Annotated in this window: 16 protein-coding genes; 3 read left to right on the top strand and 13 right to left on the bottom strand. The window is 65.2% G+C overall.

The genetic code is table 11. The annotated features are described in order from the left end of the window. Positions 1-15 precede the first annotated feature (15 nt). Together HV675_RS27855 and sctC are read right to left on the bottom strand one after the other, a co-directional pair. Entirely contained in the window at positions 16-1,101 is a 1,086-nt protein-coding gene (locus tag HV675_RS27855) for a sensor histidine kinase (RefSeq protein WP_246270593.1), read from the bottom strand. A gap of 16 nt (positions 1,102-1,117) precedes the next feature. Continuing rightward, the gene (sctC, locus tag HV675_RS27850; RefSeq protein WP_175114680.1) at positions 1,118-2,887 is read right to left on the bottom strand and encodes a type III secretion system outer membrane ring subunit SctC; all 1,770 of its coding nucleotides are present in this window, start codon (positions 2,885-2,887) and stop codon (positions 1,118-1,120) included. Positions 2,888-2,976: 89 nt separating this feature from the next. On the opposite strand from sctC, the gene HV675_RS27845 reads away from it, so the two are divergent. After that, complete coding sequence (locus HV675_RS27845) at positions 2,977-4,077, top strand: type IV pilus twitching motility protein PilT (RefSeq protein ID WP_175114679.1); 1,101 nt, start codon at positions 2,977-2,979, stop codon at positions 4,075-4,077. 116 nt (positions 4,078-4,193) lie between these two features. On the opposite strand, the gene HV675_RS27840 is transcribed toward HV675_RS27845, so the two are convergent. From HV675_RS27840 to HV675_RS27795, 10 genes are all read right to left on the bottom strand, one after another. Then, positions 4,194-5,864, bottom strand: coding sequence for a prepilin-type N-terminal cleavage/methylation domain-containing protein (locus HV675_RS27840; protein ID WP_175114678.1), 1,671 nt, complete (start codon positions 5,862-5,864; stop codon positions 4,194-4,196). Continuing rightward, positions 5,857-6,336, bottom strand: coding sequence for a type IV pilus biogenesis protein PilM (pilM, locus tag HV675_RS27835; RefSeq protein WP_175114677.1), 480 nt, complete (start codon positions 6,334-6,336; stop codon positions 5,857-5,859). Before pilM ends, HV675_RS27840 begins: the two co-directional genes overlap by 8 nt. A gap of 57 nt (positions 6,337-6,393) precedes the next feature. Then, complete coding sequence (locus tag HV675_RS27830; protein ID WP_175114676.1) at positions 6,394-6,951, bottom strand: type 4 pilus major pilin; 558 nt, start codon at positions 6,949-6,951, stop codon at positions 6,394-6,396. Between the two features lie 89 nt (positions 6,952-7,040). Then, entirely contained in the window at positions 7,041-8,117 is a 1,077-nt protein-coding gene (locus HV675_RS27825; protein ID WP_175114675.1) for a type II secretion system F family protein, read from the bottom strand. Then, the gene (locus HV675_RS27820) at positions 8,107-9,702 is read right to left on the bottom strand and encodes a GspE/PulE family protein (RefSeq protein ID WP_377700507.1); all 1,596 of its coding nucleotides are present in this window, start codon (positions 9,700-9,702) and stop codon (positions 8,107-8,109) included. Before HV675_RS27820 ends, HV675_RS27825 begins: the two co-directional genes overlap by 11 nt. A gap of 197 nt (positions 9,703-9,899) precedes the next feature. Continuing rightward, positions 9,900-10,484: a type IV pilus biogenesis protein PilP gene (locus tag HV675_RS27815; protein ID WP_175114674.1), complete on the bottom strand. Its 585-nt coding sequence runs from the start codon at positions 10,482-10,484 to the stop codon at positions 9,900-9,902. Beyond that, a complete protein-coding gene (pilO2, locus tag HV675_RS27810; RefSeq protein ID WP_175114673.1) occupies positions 10,474-11,784 on the bottom strand; it encodes a type 4b pilus protein PilO2 in 1,311 nt (436 codons plus the stop codon). The genes HV675_RS27815 and pilO2 overlap by 11 nt, the downstream gene beginning before the upstream one ends. Positions 11,785-11,808: 24 nt before the next feature. Then, positions 11,809-13,515: a PilN family type IVB pilus formation outer membrane protein gene (pilN, locus tag HV675_RS27805; RefSeq protein ID WP_175114672.1), complete on the bottom strand. Its 1,707-nt coding sequence runs from the start codon at positions 13,513-13,515 to the stop codon at positions 11,809-11,811. Beyond that, positions 13,515-14,450 carry a toxin co-regulated pilus biosynthesis Q family protein gene (locus tag HV675_RS27800; RefSeq protein ID WP_246270591.1) on the bottom strand — a complete coding sequence of 312 codons (936 nt, stop codon included), beginning with the start codon at positions 14,448-14,450 and terminating at the stop codon, positions 13,515-13,517. Before HV675_RS27800 ends, pilN begins: the two co-directional genes overlap by 1 nt. A 694-nt stretch (positions 14,451-15,144) precedes the next feature. Beyond that, positions 15,145-16,674 carry a hypothetical protein gene (locus tag HV675_RS27795; protein WP_175114671.1) on the bottom strand — a complete coding sequence of 510 codons (1,530 nt, stop codon included), beginning with the start codon at positions 16,672-16,674 and terminating at the stop codon, positions 15,145-15,147. An 843-nt stretch (positions 16,675-17,517) separates the two neighbouring features. Here HV675_RS27795 and HV675_RS27790 point away from each other — a divergent pair. Together HV675_RS27790 and HV675_RS27785 are read left to right on the top strand one after the other, a co-directional pair. Continuing rightward, on the top strand, positions 17,518-18,618 hold the full coding sequence (locus HV675_RS27790) for a GlxA family transcriptional regulator (RefSeq protein ID WP_377700506.1): 1,101 nt from the start codon (positions 17,518-17,520) through the stop codon (positions 18,616-18,618). Positions 18,619-18,887: 269 nt separating this feature from the next. Continuing rightward, a complete protein-coding gene (locus HV675_RS27785) occupies positions 18,888-20,594 on the top strand; it encodes an alanine racemase (RefSeq protein ID WP_175114670.1) in 1,707 nt (568 codons plus the stop codon). Positions 20,595-20,799: 205 nt separating this feature from the next. On the opposite strand, the gene HV675_RS27780 is transcribed toward HV675_RS27785, so the two are convergent. Beyond that, the coding region (locus tag HV675_RS27780) for an ATP-binding cassette domain-containing protein (RefSeq protein ID WP_484555888.1) at positions 20,800-21,091 on the bottom strand (292 nt) is incomplete at its 5' end.

The raw sequence follows: 21,091 nt of genomic DNA, 5'->3' as shown, positions 1-21,091 counted from the left end.
TAAGCATGCGGTGTCTCACGGGCGACGCGACGCATGCAGCGCGCGATCCGCATCGACGAGCGATGCGGGCGCGCTCTTCGCCGCGCCCGGATTCAGGCACGGCAAACACAACACGAACAGCGTGCCGCCGGCGCCGTTCAATTCGGCATACAGCGACCCGCCGTGCAACTCGACGATCTGCACGGCGAGCTTGAGCCCGAGGCCGAAGCCGGTCGCGGTTTTTCGGCCGAGCTTGTCGAAACTGGTGAGGCGCGCGCCTTCCGCGAGTCCCGGCAGACCTCCCGCGCGGTCGTCGACGAGCACTTCGACAAAGCCGCCCGCGTGCCGCAGCGATACCGTCACCGCTTCGCCGCGCGGCGACACGCGCACCGCGTTGTCGATCACGTTCTGAATCGCGCGCGCGACGAAGTTGCGCATGCCGCTCACCCATACCGGCGAGCTGTCGGAGAGCCACAATTGCAGCGCGACGCCGCAGTAAAGCGCGGTCACTTCGAGCTGCGAGATGATCTGGCGCACCGTCGCACGCAGATCGAAACGCTTGAAATCGCGCGCATGCAGATGCTCGGCGACCGACGTGAAGATGAACTGCTCGCCGAGCGACAGCACGTAGCGCGCGAGCTGCGTGATCTGCTGCATGCCGCCGCAGCGCTCGAACGCCTCGGGGTCGCTCGCGTCGAGCTGCGTGAGCGCGCTGATCGAATTGAGCGGCGAGCGCAGATCGTGCAGCAGGAAGCGCAACGACATCGCGCGCTCGTCGACCGCGTGCGCGAACGCCGTCACGTCGCTCACCGCGACGACGGAACCGGCGGCGCCCGCCGCGGCGCTAGCCTGCAGCCACAGCGTCGTCTCGTCGACGCGCAGATCGACGCCGCGCGCGAGATCCGACGGGCGCAGCACCTCGGTCATCTCGAAGCGCTCGGAGAGCGCCTCGGCGAAATCGGCGCCGACGGGCAGCGTCATCTGCAGCATGTCGAGCGCGCGCGCGCTCGCGTCGAGCACGTCGCCCGCCGCGCCGAGCACAATCACGCCGCACGGCAAGCCCGCGAGCGTGGCGCGCATGCGCCGGATCGCGTCGTCGGCAACGCGTGGCTCGAAGTTCAAGTGCGCTCCCTCGCCGTTAAGGTGAAATGACGCGCGGCGACAGCAGGAACAGCCGCTCCATATGGCTTTTCGACCGGTTGTCGGTTCTGAACAGCGCGCCGATCACCGGAATCTTCGACAGGCCCGGCACGCCGGTCACGCCGTTCGAATCGCTGTCCGCGCGGTAGCCCGCGATCAGCAGCGCCTGTCCTTCGTCGATAAAAGCCTGCGTGTTGATATTGCTGCGCTGGATCACCGGCAGGTTGCTGACCGTCTGCGACGTCAGTTCGCCATCCTGAATCGCGACGTCGAGCTTGATATGCGTTTGTCCGCCCTCCTCCACGACCATCGGCAGCACGCGCAGCGAAATGCCGGTCGATACGCTATACAGGTCGCCTGCGGTGTAGCCGGACACCGGCACGAAGAACTGCGTCTTGTTGTCCATCACCGCTTCGATATTGTTGAGCGTGACCACCTTCGGGCTCGCGTCGACTTTGGCGGCATTGCTTTGCTGCAGCGCCGAGATGCGCGCCATCAGGTAGCGGCCCGCGTCGCCGAGCACCGCCGCGACCGATGCGCCCGCCGGCGATGCCGCCGCGAGCGCGCCGCCGGGCAGCGTCGTGGAGCCGAAATTCTGCGTGATCGTGCCGCCGTTGTACGTGCTTTGCGGCAGCAGCCCGTTGCCGGTCTGCACGTCGAGGTGGCTGTTGTGCAAGGTCCAGTCGATGCCGAGCTGCTGCAGCGCGGTGTCGTCGATCTCGATGATGTGCGCTTCGATTTCGATCAGCTGCGGCTTCACGTCGAGCCGCTCGATCAGCTTGTCGTATTGCGTCATGCGCTCGCCGGTGTCGCGGATCACCACCGAGTTGGTGCGCTGGTCCGCGACGATCACCGGCAGCGAATCGTCGGGCGCCGGCGCGCGGCTCGTGCTCGCCGCCGGCTGCGGCGGCCCGCCGACCGCTTCCATCACGGCCGGCGACGGCTGGCCGTTGAGGCCGCCGAGCAGCCCCCTGCCCGACGAACCGCCCGGAATCGGCGGCGCCACGTACGGGCTCGTGTAGGTGTTGCCTTCGACGTCGTTCATCGGCGTCTTGCGCGTGACGCCGTCGTCCGGATGGTTCGCCCCTTTCTTCTCGCCGCCATCTTTGGCCGGGTGCGGATGATAGATGCCGTTGAGCACCGACACCACACCCTGCAACGTCACGTCCTGGCCGTCGATCGTCACCGACCGGTCCTGCGCCCATGCGTGATTGAGCGGAAATACGCGCACCTGCGTGCCGCCGCGGCGCGACTCGTTCGTGTCGAGCCGGTCGGCGATCTGCGTGACCATTTGCACGTAGCGCGGCGGCCCGCTGACGAGCGCGGTGCCCTGCGCGCTGTCGTAGACGATCGGAAAGCGTTCGTCCGCGATATGCATCCGCTCGAGCGTATCGCGCAGCCCCGCGGTGCCCGCGGTGTCGAGCTTCACGAGCGTGCTTTGCAGGTCGGTCGCGGGGACGATGTCGAGGACCTCGCCGTCGTAGTACCAGACGAAGCCGAACGACGCCGCGAGCATGTCGAGAAAGCGCCGCGGCGGCAAATGGAACTTGCCGCTCACATTGCCGCTCACGCCCTGCGCGATGCGCGTCGGAATGCCCTGGCTCGCGCCGAAGTCGCGTAATACGTCGTTGATATCCTTACCCTCGGCCGCATAGTCGACGATCGACGCTTTCCAGTGCACCGGGGCCGCGTGCGCGGCGGGCGCCAGCGCGCCGCACGCGAGCATCGCGCATAATGCGGCGGCGTTGAGCTTTCCGGTCCACTTCATGATGGCCTGCCTGATAGTTTCATGTGAGAATTTCCTACCCCGTTTCTTTTCCTGTTCTTGTTCCGCTCTTTCTTCGATAGGCATTGACGATGACCGTCCCGATCCACGAACGCCGCGACCTCACGCGCGAGATCCTCGACCTGATCGATTTGCGCCAGACCTTCACGGATATCCACATCGAGCAGGACCGTCCGATCATGATCAAGGCGCCGCGCGGCTGGCTCGCGGTCGGCGAGGAACCGGTGCTGTTCGACGAGATGGTGCCGACGCTCGCGTCCATCGAGCCCGAATGGGAAGCGCTGCTGCAACGTGGCGCGATCGACCGGCCGTTCGTGCTGACGCGCTGCCGCCTGCGCTGCAACATCTACCGCACGTACGGCGGGCGCAAGCTCGTCATCTCGATCCGCCGGCTGCCGCTGCAACCGCTGCCGATCGACAAGCTCGGCCTGCCCGCGTACATCCGCTCGATGATCGACAGCGCGAAAGGCCTCGTGCTGGTCACCGGCCCGACCGGCTCCGGCAAGACCACGACGATCGCGTCGATGCTCGATCACATCAACCGCACGCGCAACAGCCACATCATCACGATCGAAGAGCCGATCGAATACGAGCTCGAGAGCCGTTCGTCGATCGTGTCTCAGCGCGAAGTGCCGACCGACACGCCCAGCTTTCCGGCCGGCCTGCGCGAAGCGCTGCGGCAAAAGCCGGATGTGATCATGGTCGGCGAGGTGCGCGACCCGGAGACCGCCGAAACCGCGCTGCAGGCCGGCGAATCCGGGCACCTCGTGCTCGCGACGATGCACACGGGCAGTGCCATCGGCACACTCACGCGCCTGCTGTCGTTCTTCCCGCTCGAGCAGCGCGAACGCTATGCGGCGTCGCTCGCGAATTCGCTGATCGGCATCGTCTGCCAGTGCCTCGTGCCGACGCTCGACGGCGAGAATTTCGTGCTCGCGAGCGAGCTGCTGTTCAACAACGCGCAACAGGTGAGCGCGCTGCTCACGGACCCGGTGAAGCTGCCGTTCGTATCCGACTTCATGAAGCGCAAGGAAGACAACATGTCGCGGCTCCTGAACGACCATCTCGCGAGTCTCGTCGCGAAGGGGCAATGCTCGCCGCGCGACGCGCTGCGCATGACCTATAACCGCATGGAACTGCACGAACTGCTGCAGACGGTCGCGCCGCATTGAGCGGCAAACTGAGCAGCAAAATGAGCGGCACAATGAGCGACGCGCATGCATAAACGGCGGCAAGCGCAAGCCGGGAGTCGCGGTTTCGTCGTGTCGCATGCGCTCGCTCCGCTCGCTCAGTAATAGGCGTTGATCGACCATCCGGCGGCGACCGGCGTGTTCGGGATGTTCTGGCTCTGCTCGCCGCAGAAGCTGCTCGTCCACGGCGTCTGGATGCCCTGGTAGGTGGCCCAGTTCGTCGTCACGACCACCGTATAGCTGCCCGGCGGACTCGCCTGCGTGAGGCTGTTGTTGATGCCGCCCGAATCGTTGGTCAAGGTCGGGCTCTGGCTTTCGGTATGCGCGAGGTTGTTGCCGTTGCTGTCGAGCACGTCGACGTCCTGCGACAGTTGCGCGAGCGCCGCCGGATTGCGTCCGGTGCATGAACCGTCGTTCAGGTGCGCCCATGTCGACGCGACGATGATGCCGGGCTTCTGCAGCGTGACGGCCACCTGTTTCGCGTACGAATACGTGCCGTTGGCGCCGTTGAACGAGAATGGCGAAGCGGTGTAGTTGGTCGACGGCGGCGGCGCGCATTGCGTGTAGTCGCCGGCGCCCGATGTCGTCATCAGCATCGTGCAGCCGGTCGTCGACGAGACCGGCTCGATTTCGGACTGGGTCTGCCATTTGCCGTTGTAGCAGGACAGCACGCGGCCGGTCGCGTCGGTCGACACCACGGTGGTTGCCGCGGGCGCCGACGCCGCGGCGGCCGAGCAATCGGCGCCCGCCACCGCCGTGTTGCCGAGCGCGAGATTGCCCTGCTCGTCCACCGCGAGCGCCTGCCATTTCTCGCCGGTGTACGTGTACGCGCGGTTAGTCGCCAGCGTGATCGCGACATCGCCCGCGCGCGGCAGCGTCAGCGAGCTCAGCGCGGCTGCGTTGGCGACCGGCCCGCGCCAGTGATACGACGCTTGCGGCTCCCACCGTCCATCGCAATTGAGCACGTTGCCGGCCGCATCGGCGGCGATCGCGCCCAGCGCCGTGCACACCGCGTAATCGGCTTGCGTCGCGAGCACGATCGGCACCTGCATCGTGTTCGCGGCCGGATTGCCGGGCACGCCGACGCGATACAGGAAGTCCGCGTTCTGCTCCTGCGTGCCGTTCGAAAACACGAGACTCGCGAGGTGGCCCGCGCCCGTCTTCGTGCCCGAACACGATGCGCCCGCCGGGTTCGGCGCCGCGACCGACCAACTGCCGTACGCACCTTTCGCCACGCCGGCGGAATTGTTCATCGCCTGAATCGAACCGCCGCCCGAGCCCGAGTTTGCCGCGACGTAACCGAGCTCCGAATCCACGATCGACTGCCCGCCTTCGGTCACGAGCAACGCCTGCAGCGCATTGCCGGCCGTGTTCGAATAGACGAGCAGGCACGGCGTCTGCCCGTAGGCATTGGTGCTGCCCATGATCGCGGGCAGATAGTTCGACAACTGATACGGCGTGCTGCCGCTCAGCTTGACAATGACGGGCGAGGTGGCGCTCGCCTGCGCGGCGAGTGCCTGGTAGTTCTGCTGGATCAGTTGCGCGGCGGCGCTTGCGAGTTTCGACTGATACAGCGCCGCCTGCTGCGCGCGCGTGTCTTCCATCGATGAGTTGATCATCGACGTTACGCCGGCCACCATCAACGCGGTCAACGCGAGCGCGGCGAGCAGTTCGACCATCGTGAAGCCGCGTGCGCGGCGCGGCGATGCGTGCCGCGAGGCGCGCTGCCACGCGCGGCGGCGTACGGGCGCGTGGAGCCGGTTATTCATAGGCCTGCGCCATCCATACCGGCACGCCGTTCGGCACGCTGCCGGCAACGCCTGGCGGCAGCGGCACCGGCGTATTGCCCGGCGACACGACCGTCTGGTTGAACGCGACGCCCGCCAGCGCCGAGCCTTGCGCAAGCTGTTCGATGTCGGGCACGACGCTCGCCGCCGATTGCGACGCGCCGTAGACGACGATCAGGCTGCCGGCATAGTCCGGGTTCGGCGATACGTAATTGCGCCATGCCGGATCGGGCGTGATCGACGCGAGAAACGGCTGCAGGCTGCCGGCCGGCACACTGCCGGAAAACGACGGGTTCGCGACCGCGAACGCGGCGACGGCCTGACGGTACTGGCTCATGTTCATCGCGAGATTCATCGTCGACGGGCTCGGCGTGGCGGGCGCGGTCTGCGCGCTCACGAGCGCATAGCCGCCCGTGAGCATGGCGAAGGTGACCGCGATCCAGATCAGATACATGATTGCCGCTCTGTGCCGTTGACGATGGGTGGGGTGGGACTCAGGCTCGCGAGTCGATCAGGACGACGTCCACGTGATGTCGTTCGCGTTGCCGGCGCTGCAGGCGGTTTGTGCTGCCGTCGGCGTGACGGGCAACGTCGGTGTCGACGAGTTCACCTTGAGCGCGGTCCAACTGCCGCCTGCGGTAATCGCATTGATGCACACGCTTGTCGGCACGTTTGTGTATTCGATCGTGAAGGTGCCCACGCTGGCGCTCGCGATCGTGACCTCTCCGCCCCAGGTATTGGTCGCCGCGCCGCCAGATGCAACAGGAATCGTGCTCGGAAACACCCCCGCGCTGGACAGCACGCTATTGCCGATGCCCGTATACCCGTTCGCCTGGCCCATATACAGCTTCTTCACACCCGCCTGAATCGCATTCACCTGCTCGGCGAGTTCATTGGTCCCCGCACTGCTGAACGCGCCGTTCAGCAGTGCAACGGCGCCGATCACGACGATCGCGGCGATGCCGAGATACGCGATCGCTTCGAGCAGCGACGCGCCGCGTTGCGCGCGTCGCGAAGACCCGCGCATGCGCGCGGCGAATGGGTGAAGCGTGAACTTCGTCTGTTTCATGTTGCTCTCCTGATGAACGGATGACCCAGCCGCTAGAACCGGGTCCGGGAAGATAACGAACCAACGATCGATCCGATTACAAAACAGGCTCAATGCACCGCCCGGGACATGGCGGCAATTTCCTGCTGAATTCCGAAGAAGCCGGTGATGAGCCACGACAGCACGAGTGCGAGCGTGATGATCGCCACGCCGTTGACGACGCGCATCTGCGCCTCGATCGTCTCGACGCCCTCCTGCATCCATTCCTCCGCGAGCGTGCGCAGCGCCTCCGCGAAGCCTTTGTATTCGGCGTACACGCACAGGTCGTCGACGATCTCGCGCGACGGAAAGCGGTAGCCGGTGTTCTTCATCGCCTCGCCGACGTTGAGCCCCGACTTCACGCCGAACAGCATGTCGTCGATACGCTCGCGCAGCCACGGCCGGGCGGTTTCAGCGAGGCGCGTCAACGATTTTTCGACGGTGAAGCCCGCCGTCTGCAGCGACGAGAACGCAACCAGAAAACCGGAGCCGACGATCAGCCGGTAGATCGAATACGGCGGATAGCGGTCCAGCAGTACGCGCGTGCGGCCGGACCAGCGCGGCATCGACCAGAACAGCAGCACGAGCAGCGCCGCGAGCAGCAGCACGCAATAGATCAAACCGCCCTGCGCGAACTGCGACAGCGTATAGAGCGAGCGGGCGACGCCATGCCAGCGGTCGGGACTGACGATCGACGTGAAGCGCGGAATCACGAGCTTGCCGAACAGGAACACGTAGCCGATCGTCATCACGAGCACCGCGACCGGATAAGCGAGGCCGCCGGCGATCGCCGCGCGGATCCGGCGGCCCGACGTGACGACCGCGGTGACGGTTGTCAGCGCGGTCTCGAGGCGGCCCGACTGCTCGCCGGCCATGATGATCATCTGCTCGGTATGCGGCACCCACCATTGCATCGCCTCGGACAGCATGCCGCCGTTCTGCACGACGCGGCGCCAGTCCGCCAGCACGAGCGCCTCCGGCTCGTTCGGCCTGCGCCCTTCGGACGACGCGCGCAATTCGAGTTCTTCGAGCACCTTCAGCAACGGCAGTCCGTTCGCGAGCATCTTGGCGATCTTGCGGTAGATGCGCAGCCGCGTTTGTGTCGTCAGTTGCAGGCGTGCCCAGCGCCGATTCAGTTCAAGCGCCATCGATGCCTCCCGGCAGCGCGATCGACGTGCGTTCGGCGCCGGCCACCGGCAGCAATCCGACCACGCGTTCGGCCATGCGCGGATCGACGAGGCCCGCCGCGACTTTTTCCGCCGCATGCTGTGCGACCGTTTGCCCGCCGAGTTCGCGCAGCCAGTACTCGTGCGCGGCCGCCTTGCGGCCGGCGCGCAGCAGCTCGCATAGCGTCGCGTCAGTGCGGACCACTTCCGCGACCACCGTGCGGCCGATGGTGCCGTGCCCGCAGTGCGCGCAGCCTGAACCGGCGATGCGCACGTCGTGAAAGCGCGCACCGACCGCATCCCTGACACGCCCGACAAAGCTCGGATCGAATTCCCGCAGCGCGCCCGCGAACGGACGCGAGCAATGCGGACACAGCAGCTTCACGAGGCGCTGGCTGATCAGCCCCGTGACGAGCGATTCATCGGTGATCATCGCGATCGGCAGGCCGAGATCGACGAGGCGGTCGACGATCGCGAGCGCGCTGTTCGCATGCACCGTCGTCCACACCTGGTGGCCCGTCATCGCCGCGCGCAGCGCGCTTTGCGCCGATGCGCGGTCGCGCATTTCGCCGATCATGATCGTGTCCGGGTCGAGACGCATTGCGTTCGCGATCGCCGCGGCGAATGCCAGCGAGCGCGCTTCTTCGGTCATCGCGTTGACGACCGGCGTCTGCACCGCACCCGCGATCGGATATTCGACCGGGTCTTCGACGGTGATCACATGCGTCGAGCCGGCCATTTCGTGAATCTGTCCGGTCAGCACGCGCTGCAGTGTCGTCGATTTTCCGGAGCCGGTCGGCCCGCTGATGATGTTCATGCCGTGCGGGCGCTGCGCGAGCAGTTCGAATGCCTTCGCCTGCACCGGCGTAAAGCCGAGTTGCGTGAGGTCCGTCGAATCGCCGGCGTCGTTGTACAGCAGACGCAGCACCATCAGGCTGCCGCTGCTGGTCGGCGCGGTCGCGATGCGCACGCCGAACAGACCGTCGGGCAGCTTGTCGCGATCGCCGATGCTCGCGTCCTGCCGCTCGGTCGGCTTGTACGTGTTGTCCGATACGTTCGCCATCGCCGAATACAGCGTCGCGAGCAGGCGCTCGCCGTACTCGCGCGTCTGTTCGCTGATACGCGTGAGTTCGTTGTGAATCCGGAACAGGATTTCCGCGCTGAAGCGGTTCACGCGGATGTGAATGTCCGACGCGCGTTCGTCGCAGGCGCGCGCGATCAGATTCTTCGCGACGACCTGCATCTGCGTATGGTCGACGCGCTCGGCGGTGCCGTCGCGGCGTTGGCCCTGGTACGCGCGCCGCACCGCGTCGAGGCTCACGAGCCGCGTCGTATAGCGGCAGTTCAGCCGTTCGAGCCGCGCGCAATACGACAGCACGAACGGGTTCATATCGTGCCCCTCGGCGACGAGCAACTGTTCGTCTTCGAGCAGGCACAGGAACTTGCGCTCTTCCGCGCTCGCGGCAAACTCGCCGCTGTCCGACAGCGGCCGGCTCGAGATCGCAGCTGGCTGTCGCGGTGCGCTGGTCTGGGTCCTTGCGTCACCGCCTGTCGTCTGGGCGTTCATCTGGACGCTCATCTCGCCATTGAGCGTGTTCACGGTGTGCGGCAGCGCCGTCGCATTCGACGCGGACTGCGGCGCGAGCGGACTCGCGCCCGGCGGCAGCGTGGCGTCGGCGGGCGCGATCGAAAGTGCGCGACGTGCGGGAATGCGCGGCGTCGGTTTCAGTATCTTGCCGGCTTGCAGAAAGGAGCTCATCGTCATTACCTCGGCGCCATCGGCAGAGTGGGAATCGGCGGTATGCCGCCATTGGCCGCGGCCACGCGCGACGGCGCCTTGTGCGAAGACAGCACCGTCAGCGTCAGACGATGGCCGTCCTTGCCCTGCACCACGACCGAACCCGGATGGATCGACACGACGCGCATGCCGTTCGCAAGCGTGTCGCCCTGACGGACTTCGGTCTCGCCGCTGCCGTTGATGTCGACGGTCGCGCTGATGCTGTCGCCGAGGCTTTGCGTGGCGAGCACCGCGATCTCGTCGTAAGTAATCGTGCGGTCCATCCGGTTCAGCGTCGCTTCGCGCTCGGCAACCTGCGCCTGCGCGTCGAGCTTTTTCAGCTGTGCCTTCAGCACCACCGTGTCTTCCTGCAGTCGCATCAGCTCATTGGCCGCCGCAGCAGCGGCCGGCGTCGGGACGACCACCGCGGCGGGCGCATCGGCCGCCGCGCCGCTCGCGGCGACCGCAGCCGCGGTTTGCGCGCGGCTCTGCGCCGGCAAGACGGCGGCCCACGCCGCACAGCACGCGAGCATCACGATGCCCGATGCACGAACAGCACGATCATTTCTCATAGATCACTCCTTCCAGAGTCCACTGTCCGGACTGGTACGACACCTTGTCGAGCCGTACGCCGGGCTGGTCGAGATACCTGATGACGCTCGTCGGCACGATCTCGCCGAGATTCGCGGAAAGGCGCCACGTCTGCCACGGCAACGGCGCATCGCCGCTGCCGTTCAGTTGCCCGAGCGTCTCGGCAGCGAGGCTCTTTTGCGGCGCCGGGGCACGCTGTAACGAAAAATTCAGCGGCACGCCGAGCAGCTGGAATGCCGAGAGCATGCGCAGCCGCACGCCATACACGCCTTCGATCGTTTCGTCGCCGCCCGCGGCCAGCTTCACCGGTTCGACGAGCGTCGCATGATTGCCACTCGTGTCAACCACGGCATGCGGTTGCACCGCGATCAGCATCGCGACGTTCGATTCGTCGCGCGACCAGCTATAGCTGACGTTCGTCGCGCGGCACGTGTAGCTGTCGAGCTGCCAGCCACCGGGCGCGATCATCGCGAAGTGCGCGAGGCAAGCGCGCACGAGCGTCGACGGCAGCGGCGCGGGCGCCCACGGATGCGCGAGCACGGGCGGCGCGGGCGGACGCGGTGGATGCAGGCGCAACTGTTCGCGCGCGCGCTCGAACGCAAGCTCGCGCGCCTGTTCGAGCTTGCGCTCGCGATATCGGAATCCACCCCATGCGACGAGCACGATGGCCGGCAGCACGGCCGCCGCGACCGCCATGCGGCGCCACTGCAAGCGCCGCGACACCGGCGCGAGATTGATCCAGCGCGGCAGATGCGGCTTGCCGCCGCGCCGCGGGATCATGTCCTCGATGCTGCGCGGGTAGAAGTTGTGGAAGCCTTGCGCCTCGATCTGCGGATCGCCGATCACCACATTCCAGCCGCCGAGGCTATAGTCGCCGTGCAGCCGTTCGAACACTTCTTCGCTGCTCGCGACCCAGTCCCCATTCGGCAGGAACGCGCCGTCGCGCACCGCGAAATAGGCCCAGCGTCCATCGGGCAAACGGAACGCGCCGAGCCAGTTCGGCGCCGGCTGCTGGCGGCCGTCGTAGAACGCGCCTTCGGTCGCGATCGCTTTGGACACCAATGCGCCGAGCGACGGCAAGCCGAGCTGCGCGCCTTCGCGCGTGCTCGCGAAACCCGCGCCCGCGAAACTGCGATCGATGCGCAGCACCATCGCATCGAAATTTAGCCGCGCGGCGAGTTCGGCCGCTTCCGCGCGCAGCTCGTGCCGGCGCGACAACGATTGCCAGAACAGCCCGCAGAGAAAGCGGTAGCGATCGATCTGAACGATTTGCGTCGCCATGGTGAGGTACCGGTGCGTGGCGTGTTACGCGCCGCTCATCGTGATCGGCGAGATCAGGATCACGATGACCTCGCGCGCATGCGTCGCGCTGCGGCCGCCGCCGAACAGATAATTCGACGGCGCGCCGACGCCCTGCTCGTTGTTCTGGTCCGCGACACCTTCATAGCCGCTGATCACGAGCGTCTGGCCCGACTTCATCGCGACGCGCTGCAGGAAATTGCGCGTATCCACGGTCGGCAGCTGGATCTGCTGGCCGCCGCTGGTAAACGGCACCAGCGACGCGAGCGATGAAATGTTCGTATAGAACTGCATCATCACCGTGCCGTCGTCGAGGATATGCGGCAGCAGCGTCAGGTTGAAGCCGGTCGTGACCGTGCCCGGCGTGAGCGATGTCTGGCTGCCGACGTTCGCCGTCGTGACCGTCGAAATCTGCGCGAGATAGCTCTGCTGCTCGGCAACCTGCACAGGCACCGGCTGGTCGTTGAGCGTCGTGACCGAAGCGGACGTCTTGCGCCGCACGTTGCCCTGTTCCGACAGCGCGCTGATCATCGCCTGCGTACCCGACGCGCGGCTCGACGGCGTGATCACCGTCGCGGAAAACTGGTTCGCGCCGGTGACGAGGCTGGAGAACGTGTTCTTGATGCCGAAGCTCGTGCCGAGCGCCTGATACACCGCATCCCAGTCGATGCCGAACGTGTCGTTCGCGGACAGCGTGACCGACAGCACCGTGACGTTCACGAGCACCTGCCGCGACAGCACACGGTTTTGCTGCTCCATGAACTGGCCGACGCGCTCGAGCACATCGGGCGTATCGGTCACCGAAATCGACCCGGTCGCGGGAGAGGCGATCACCGAGCCGGCCGGCGACAGCATCGCCTTGATCGCGGTCTGCAAGCCGTTATAGACGGACAGCTGCGCGTTCATCGCGATGTTCGTCGAGTTATCGGACGACACCGTCGGCGAACTGCCCGAACCCGACCCGCCCGCGCCGCTGCTGCCGGTCAGCACGCCGCCCGCGGCGGCCCCGGTATTGTTCGAGCCGCTAACGACATTCGTATCGAGCTTCGAGTCGCCGGGAATCGCGGTGACCTGATACACGCGCGTGTCGGTGTAAAAGAACGTGATGGCGCCGTCCGCGTATTTCCAGTAGACGTTAAAGCGTGCCGCCGCGGTATCGAGCAGACCGCGCAGCGTGCCATGCGGATAGACGATATGAACCTGCATCGCATCGCCGGCCGCTGTCGCGCCGCGTGCGGCCGCGACCGTCGCTTGCGGCGACGGTCCCTGCAGCAGCCCGACAGGCAGCGGCGGCGGCCCCGCGGGCAATGCCGCGCCCGATAGCGCCGCGGACGGCATGGCCGCTTGCGAGGCCGCTTCCTCGGCGCCCGGCGCGACCTTCGCGGGCATATGCGTAAGACGCGTGATGCGCTCGGCGAATGCGTGCAGCGAATCGACGGTGCCGTCGAAACTCGCCGGTTGTTCGAACAGATTCGGCAGCGTCGCCTTCGGCGCAATTCTGATCGTGTTGCCGGAGAGCCAGAGATCGCCGCGCACGACAACGTCGTCCACGTCGCGGTCGCGATTGTTGCCTTGCGAAACCTTGCCGAGCATATGCCCCGCGTGCGCGGCATCGGCGTGCGCGTCGGCATCGACCTTGTCCCACAGCCCCGTACAACCGGCAAGCAGCTGTATGCATGCGCCGATTACCGCGATTTGACGAATGGCACGCATCAGCCTGCTCCCTTCGGAATGACCCGCAATACGTGGTTGCCTTGATACATCACGACCTGAATGGGAACCTGTGAGTTGCCTAGCGCGTTCGCGACTTCATGCAACGCGTGCTGAAGCGAACCGTGAATCGTTGCGTCCGCATCGACCGTGAAATCGGTCGGCACGTCCCAGATAAATTGCCAGCCCGCTTCCGATGCCCAGCGCGCGAGCGCGTTGCGCACCGAACCGTCGGCACGTCGCAATTCCCAAACGGTGCGCTCGGGTGGAGCAGCAGGTTCGGGCGCGGACGCCGCAGCGGGTGCAAGCGTGCTTGAAGAAGGCGGTGAAGCTTCGTGCGCGGCGCTTGCGGCAGGTAAAGCCGGCGCGGCGGAAGCGATTGCGAGCGGCAGACCGGGTGCGCCCGCAACAGTTACTGGAGCGGCCGCCGAAGGCGACGACGACGGCGCCAACGTTTTCGCGACCGGCGTAACGGGCGCATTCGTATCCGTCGTCGAGCGCGCCTTCGATGCGGCGAGCGGTGCGTTCGGCGCATCGGCGCCGGATGCGGCCGACGGCCATGCCGCGAGTGCCGGCTGTCGCAACGGCGCACGTGCGCTCACGGTCACGAGATGCAGATCGGTATCGACGCGCGCCTGCAATGAAGGATCGCCCGACAGCAGTTCGCCGAGCACATGGACAAACGAACCACCCGCATGCCAACTGACGGGCGCATCGGCCCATGAGCCCGCATTGGGCACGTTGACGCTGTAGTTCGCGGGCACGACTTCTTCGATCGCATGCAGAAGCGGCACCGTGTGTCCGCTCGTGCGCACCGTTTCACTCGCACGATGCGCGCCTTCGACAATCACCTGCTGGTCTGCTGCAAGCGCCGGCATGCATACGACCCATGCGCACAGGAGCCATCCCAACCCCACACTGAACAGTAGCTTTTGCATGTGTCTCTGCTTGATTTGCGATGCGGCTCCAGCCGTGCAGCCGGCAAGAAATGCCGGCTCGTTCCCGGTCTCCCCAGTTCCATACCACCCGTGTCAAGCATCGGCCACGCGGTGCTTGACACGGATTCTCGCGAATCGATAGTGAGCTCGCTACACGGTTTGACACTCTGTTGCATTTGACCGCGTAGGCCGTTGTGCAAGGTCAAACAGAAGGGAAGCGATGACGCGCCTGATATCGAAACGTGACCGGGCACACTGTGCCGGTCACTCCAGCGGTTCGCACGTCATGCTGTTTCGGCACGATGTGGAAACACCAACCTGGACATTCCGCTGTCTCGTTTACGGCGCGAAGTTATGCATCTTTAACGGAACTTGAAAATAAGAACGAAAGGCTCGCAACAAGCGCACTTGAACATGCCCCGCCAAATTTCACGACACAACCAGGCATCGTTCGAATGGCTTTTTTTTCAAAGCGAACGCGTCTCCATCGATCATGCTTGAAGTCGATCGACGTCTAAGACCTTTTCAGACAGTCCTGTCAAACACTATAGAGTCCAGTCATGACATGAATTTGATGGCATCGCGAATTGTTCTCGCGCGTCCGTCTTCAGGCAGACGCTTGGCGCTGCCTGAAGACGGACACCGACACGCGAGTACACGGTTGCCCGCGCAACCGTCTCCCCGCGCCGGCTAGTTACCCGGCGCCAAGATCGACATCCGGCGTTTCCAGCTGATGGCTGCCGCCTGCCTGCGGCAGTCCCTTGCCGGCATTCGCGAACGGCCAATAGAAGATGCCATTGAGCAGGCCGCCCATCGTGATGGCGGGAAGCAGATTGGACATCAACGGATGGTTGTTGCCGAGCGCCGAATCGATCACGTCGCCGAACACGACGTTGGTCTGCGTGATCGCGGTCCGCACCGCCCAGGGCGCGAGCATGCCATTCGCTACGTGCCGGCCGCTCGGTTCCCAGTTGAGGCCCAGTCGAAGCATCTTCTTGTCGCGAACGGCTGCGATGCCGTTGAACGACAGATCCTCGGCGATCTCGCCTACCAGATTGATGCCCGCGCGAATCGCCGCCGCCTTGGCCTGGCTTGCGGCGCCCGCATGCGCGTGAAACGCGCCGGGGCCCGAGACCGGCGCTGCCGTCGGCATCAACTGGTTGACGGCGAACTGATCGACACCGTAGATCGCGCTGATCAACGCCCAATGCAGCTTGTCCGGTACCGGCCTGGCGTCGGCCGGCCGGTTGTCCATATTGGGATTCTTGAGGCGGATGTGCGATTGCGTCATGATGTCACGCATAAACGTATACAGCGTGAACGCGATCATCTGCGCAGTCGCGCCCGACGTCTTCGACGCGAGTTGCCCCGAAAATATGCCGCCGAGCAGCGCGCTAAACGACATCGCGCCCATGATCAGGCGGGCGATGTCGCCTTCCCTCTTTGCCTCGGGTGTCGCATTGCGGTTGCGATGAGCCTGCACCGCGCCGCCCAGCAGCAACAGCATCGGCAATGCCGCGAACACGCCGCCAAGCGTTGCACGGCTCGCGTCGGACATGCCCGATGCGGCGATGCCTCGCTCGATCTGCGCGCTCAGCATTTGCCGCGCGAAGGTCGGGACAAACACCGACGCCGTATTGCGAAGCGTGACGTTCGTGACCGACGCCGCGAGCGTCGCCGCGGAACCGTTGAACCGGTTCGCGGTGAGCGCCGATGCGCCGCTTTCCAACGCTCGCTTGAGCTTGCCGAACGTGGCGCGCAGATCCGGGCTGCGCCCGGCTTCGACTTCCCGCGCGTGCTCCGCGATGATCGATGTCGCGCGAACCATCGTGTCGGCGCCGGGTACGCCGAGCGCCTCGGCCGACGCCAGCGCAATCGCAGACGCGCGCGCGACAGGCGATGCGGTGGCCGGATGATGAGTCGGCAACACGGCGAGCGTAGTCGGCAGGCTCGCGCTCGAACCGACGTCGGGTCCGTGCGGCGCCAACGACAACGGACCGGCTTCCATATGGGTGGGCCACTCGCCGGTCGAGACGAAAGCACTGGCCTGCCGGCTCGCCTTGTCCACCTGGCTCCGGTCGACCGGTTCCTCCGACAGTTGTTCGACTGCGTCCGCCAGCTTCGTCAGGCCTTCGCGTGTCGCTTCCTGAGACGGCACCGCAGGCAACGCGTCGCTCGCAAGATCCGCCGGCAGCGGCGCTGACGTCGAATGAACCGGCTGCAAGCTCGCCTCGTCAATGCCAAGGTCTCCGAATAATGCGCGGCGAGCATCGAGGGTTGCTTCAGGAATCTCTTGCGACGCAGGCGCTGACGAAGCGACCGGCGTGGATGGGCGCGATTCGCGAGCAACGACGCGCGGCGGTGTCTGCGCGCCGGTCGGGCGCGCCGTCCGATCCGCACGATCCGCCGACGGCGACCTCGGCGTCAACGGAAGATGCGAGCCGCGATTCGACTGGCGCGACGACGGGCGTGATTCGCCGGTTGTATCCGGCGCCGCATGCGGGTCGATCGCAGTGGCCGATACCGACGGCGGCGGAGAAGAAGAACGTTCGATAGAAGGCATGGCGACTCTCGTGGAAATGGAGTGGTTGGCAAGTGGAAATCCGGAGGTTGTTCGACGCGAATCTCGCACAGACTGATGCACTACGTTCTGCGCGCGACGTTTCGCAGTCTTCTACAACCTGACCGGATGTTCTGCGCACCGAAATATTTGCGCGCTCGAGCCGCGAATTTTTTGCGCAAGTCGCGAAGCCACGCATCGGCACGTCATCATCCGGTCGCAACCGGCCGTTATGCCGGCACGCCGGCTCTGGCTTGCGCACGGCCCGGCGTCACGCCGCTGTCTTTGCGCTCCGTCGTGATCGGCATCAACCGTTCGCTCGCGGCGCCGCTTCGGTCGCGCCCCCTTTCCCATCGCATTCCTTCTGAAATGACTGGCGTCTTCGTGTATGACGCGTGCCAAATTTATGTGCACACAAAGTGGCGGCATTGCATCGATCCGCCAGAAAGCAGAACAAATGCGACAGCGACGGCACGCCGCGCGCAGCGCTATATAATGGCGGCGACCTTGAGCGACGGCCTGATGCACGACCCTTTTCCCCACTCCGCGGATGATGTGAGCCCGGCCCACCAGCTGGTGGAACTGCTCGACTCGTCATCGAATGCGCCCGCATCGCCCGCGCGCCGCTCCGGGGCCGAGCTCACGGTCGGCATTCTGCTGTGGCCTAAATTTCCGTTGCTGTCGCTGGGCGGTCTGTGCGACGCGCTGCGTCACGCCGCGGACCGCGGCGATCAAAGCCGGCAGCTGCGCTGTATCTGGACGACGATCGGCACGCACAACGGCGCCGTCGAATCGAGTTGCGGTGTCGCCGTGCCTGTGCAGTCGGCGTTTCCCGATGTGCGGCAGTTCGACTATGTCGTCGTGATCGGCGGCTTGCTGCCGTCTCTGGACCATGTCGACAAACGCTACTGGGACTATCTGCACGAGGCCGCGCAAGCCGGCGTCGCGCTGATCGGCATTTGCACCGGCAGCTTCGTACTCGCGCGCGCCGGGCTGATGAACGATCGCGTCGCATGCGTACACAGCTTTCATTACGACGACTATCGCAACATGTTTCCCGGTCTGCGCGTCGTGACGAACGCCGACTATCTGATCGACGGAGACCGCATCACGTGCGCGGGCGGTATTTCGGTTATCGAACTGGCCGCGCGGCTCGTCAATCTGCATTGCGGGCCCGATCGTGCGCTGAAAATCATCCATCAGATGACGGTTACCCGCCGCAGCGGCTCGTCGTTCGTCGAGCGCCGCAATGCGCTCGGCTATCTGTCGGTCGACGATGCGACGGTGCGCCACGCGGCGTTGCTGATGGAAGAGAATTTCGAAGCGCCGCTCAATATCGCGGTAATCGCCAGGATGGTCGGCATGAGCGTGCGGCAACTCGAGCGCGCGTTCATGGCGGAAACCAAAGTCTCGCCTAACGAGTTCTATCGCCGCATGCGGTTGCGGTATGCGCGCTGGATGCTGCTCAACACATCGCGCAAAGTAACCGACGTGGCGTACGCGTGCGGCTTCGCGGACTCCGCGCATTTCATCCGTGTCTTTCGCGAAGCCTACGGCGTCACGCCGGGCAAACTGCGCAGCTCGCATACGGGCGCCGCAGCCGAATAGCGCGTTTGCGCCAGCCCCAGCGGCGTCCGGTCACCACGCTATATCGCGCTCTTCACGCTGAGCGTCATCATCGTTCTGTGTCCGTACACACCTCGAAGAATCGAGTATGTGCGACGGCTTCGTGGAACAGGACAGAAATTTCGTATCCCTTCGAATCTGACGCTCGATCGAGCCGAACATGGCCCACGTGTCTTTCCGATGACACCCGATCGAGTTCGCGTCGAGCCGTCAGGCTCGACGCATCATCGTCAACCCAAAGGGAAAAAACCATGATCAGTTCCACGACCGCCAGTACTTCCGCGGCGCCGCAGCCTGTCGACTATCCGGCGAGCGGCGATGCCACGCCCACCCAGGACCCCAGCACGTCCGCTTCGCGACGGCCGCCGGTCGGCGCTCACGGCGCGCTCAGCGAGATGGGAAGGCGTCCCATCCCAACCCCCGCAAGCACCGTCCGGGGCGTGTCGAGCGCTCACGCATCCGCCGATCTCTCACGCACGGGCGACTCGAACCTTGACGCGTCAGGCAGTCCGTCCGCGTCGACGGGTGCGGCCGCACGGCGAGTCGGCACGCCCACCGGCAAACTGCGCGCCGCCATCGACGCTATTCATCTCGACCCCAACGCGCAGATCATTGACAAGGCCGGCAAGGATGCGGCCGCGCGCGCAGCCGTCACGATGAAGGTCGACCTGGGTACGTTCCGCTCGAACTATCGCGACGCGCTGAATCTGATCAAGGATCGGCAGAAAACCGATGTGTCCGTGGTGCTGAAGGCCGACGGCTACGGCGTGGGTGCGATCGAGCTGGCAAAGGCATTCGAAAAGGAAGGCTGCAATAAATTCTTCGTCGCGACAATCGACGAGGCGATCAAGATGCGCGCGGCAGTCAAGCCGGAGACGACCGTCCTCGTATTGGGCGGCCCGTTGCGCGGCACCGCCCAGCAGTTTATCGAGCACAATCTGACGCCGGTGCTCGGCAGCCTGCAGCAGGTGGAAGAATGGAACGACCTGGGCCACGAGCATGGCAAAAAACTGCCGGCGTTTCTGCAGTTCGACACCGGCATGTCGCGCTCGGGCATCCCGGCCGCCGACCGCACGAAAGTGAAGCCGGACAGCGATCTCATGGAATTCGTCGACATCAAATGCGTGATGAGCCATCTCGCGACTGCCGACGAGGCTACCGCCGACGCGGCAGGCAATACGAATCCGAGCGAATCGATGGAGAAACAGCACAACGTCTTCACGGAAATCATGAAGGACTTCGAGGGCGTGAAGGCTTCGTTCGGCGCATCGTCCGGACTGCACGTCGAAAAGTATCAGCATGACCTCGTTCGTTTCGGCGGTCTGTTGCACGGCCAGCAGATTTTCGGCGACGGACACGGCTCGATGCCGCAGCCGGTGACCGTCACGGGGCGCCTCGCCGAAGTCCGCAAGATCGGTGAAGGCGCGGGAGTCGGATACGGGCTGGTTCACAAGGCGACCGGCGACGAATATATCGGCACGATCCAGGCCGGCTACAACGAGGCGCCCAAGGCGTTGGGCGAAACGACCGACGCTGACGGCAAGGGCGTGATCAATGGCCACGTGAAGGTCAACGGCGAGATGGCCGATGTCGTCGGCAAGGTGTCGATGGACATGCTGACGTTCAAGCTGAACGACAAGCTTGTCGATCAGCTGGCCGCGCCGCTTCACGGCAGGATGCAAAAAAGTCGCGATATCGACGATCACGGCGTCGATCCGGACCCGTCGCTGTGGCTCAATGCCGACGGCAGTGAACGTTCGACGCCGGCTGCCGGCCGTTTGTTCGACGAAGCCAGGGTGGTGTTCTCCGATCAGGAGCATACCTTCGACAAGGTCGCCGCCGAAGCCAGAACGAACTCGTCGGAGGTGTCGATCCGGTTCGGCAACTCGCCGCGCGGCCGCAAGGTGTACGTCGATGATAGCGACGCGCCCAGGCCTCCGGCTACGCCGCGGGCATAAGTCGGAACGGCCAGGCTGCAGCGTCTTCGCAGCCTGGTGAAGGCATGCGGGACCGGCCCGGCCGGTCCCGCTTCAGGTTCGAGGTTGGGTTTGGGGCGATGGGCGTGGGGCTAGCCGGCCGGATTTCGAAGCCGTGTGTCCGTTCGTTCAACGACTCATTTCCCGACGCCGATTCACCGACTCATTCCCCCGCTCATTCACCCACTCATTCACCGAGATACGCCGCCCGCACCTTCGGATCATCAAGCATCTGCTTTGCGTCGCCGGACATCGTGACCGTGCCCGAGTCCATCACATAACCGCGGTTCGCAGCCTGCAGCGCGAGCCGCGCATTCTGTTCGACGAGCAGCACCGTGAGACCTTCCTTCGAAATCTCCCGCACCACCTCGAAGATCTTCTCGACCATGATCGGCGACAGCCCCATCGACGGCTCGTCGAGCAACAGCAGCTTCGGCTTGCTGATGATCGCGCGCGCCATCGCCAGCATCTGCTGCTCG

It is taken from the genome of Paraburkholderia solisilvae, from assembly GCF_902859875.1.
Lineage (GTDB): Bacteria > Pseudomonadota > Gammaproteobacteria > Burkholderiales > Burkholderiaceae > Paraburkholderia > Paraburkholderia solisilvae.
The sequence above is the reverse complement of the archived record's forward strand: the minus strand, read 5'-3'. Positions and strand labels throughout refer to the sequence as shown.

Excerpts from the sequence above, each read along its gene's own strand:
- sctC (WP_175114680.1), bottom strand. The coding sequence starts at position 2,887 with ATGAAGTGGACCGGAAAGCTCAACGCCGCCGCATTATGCGCGATGCTC.
- HV675_RS27845 (WP_175114679.1), top strand. The coding sequence starts at position 2,977 with ATGACCGTCCCGATCCACGAACGCCGCGACCTCACGCGCGAGATCCTC.
- HV675_RS27840 (WP_175114678.1), bottom strand. The coding sequence starts at position 5,864 with ATGAATAACCGGCTCCACGCGCCCGTACGCCGCCGCGCGTGGCAGCGC.
- pilM (WP_175114677.1), bottom strand. The coding sequence starts at position 6,336 with ATGTATCTGATCTGGATCGCGGTCACCTTCGCCATGCTCACGGGCGGC.
- HV675_RS27830 (WP_175114676.1), bottom strand. The coding sequence starts at position 6,951 with ATGAAACAGACGAAGTTCACGCTTCACCCATTCGCCGCGCGCATGCGC.
- HV675_RS27825 (WP_175114675.1), bottom strand. The coding sequence starts at position 8,117 with ATGGCGCTTGAACTGAATCGGCGCTGGGCACGCCTGCAACTGACGACA.
- HV675_RS27820 (WP_377700507.1), bottom strand. The coding sequence starts at position 9,702 with ATGAACGCCCAGACGACAGGCGGTGACGCAAGGACCCAGACCAGCGCA.
- HV675_RS27815 (WP_175114674.1), bottom strand. The coding sequence starts at position 10,484 with ATGAGAAATGATCGTGCTGTTCGTGCATCGGGCATCGTGATGCTCGCG.
- pilO2 (WP_175114673.1), bottom strand. The coding sequence starts at position 11,784 with ATGGCGACGCAAATCGTTCAGATCGATCGCTACCGCTTTCTCTGCGGG.
- pilN (WP_175114672.1), bottom strand. The coding sequence starts at position 13,515 with ATGCGTGCCATTCGTCAAATCGCGGTAATCGGCGCATGCATACAGCTG.
- HV675_RS27800 (WP_246270591.1), bottom strand. The coding sequence starts at position 14,450 with ATGCAAAAGCTACTGTTCAGTGTGGGGTTGGGATGGCTCCTGTGCGCA.
- HV675_RS27785 (WP_175114670.1), top strand. The coding sequence starts at position 18,888 with ATGATCAGTTCCACGACCGCCAGTACTTCCGCGGCGCCGCAGCCTGTC.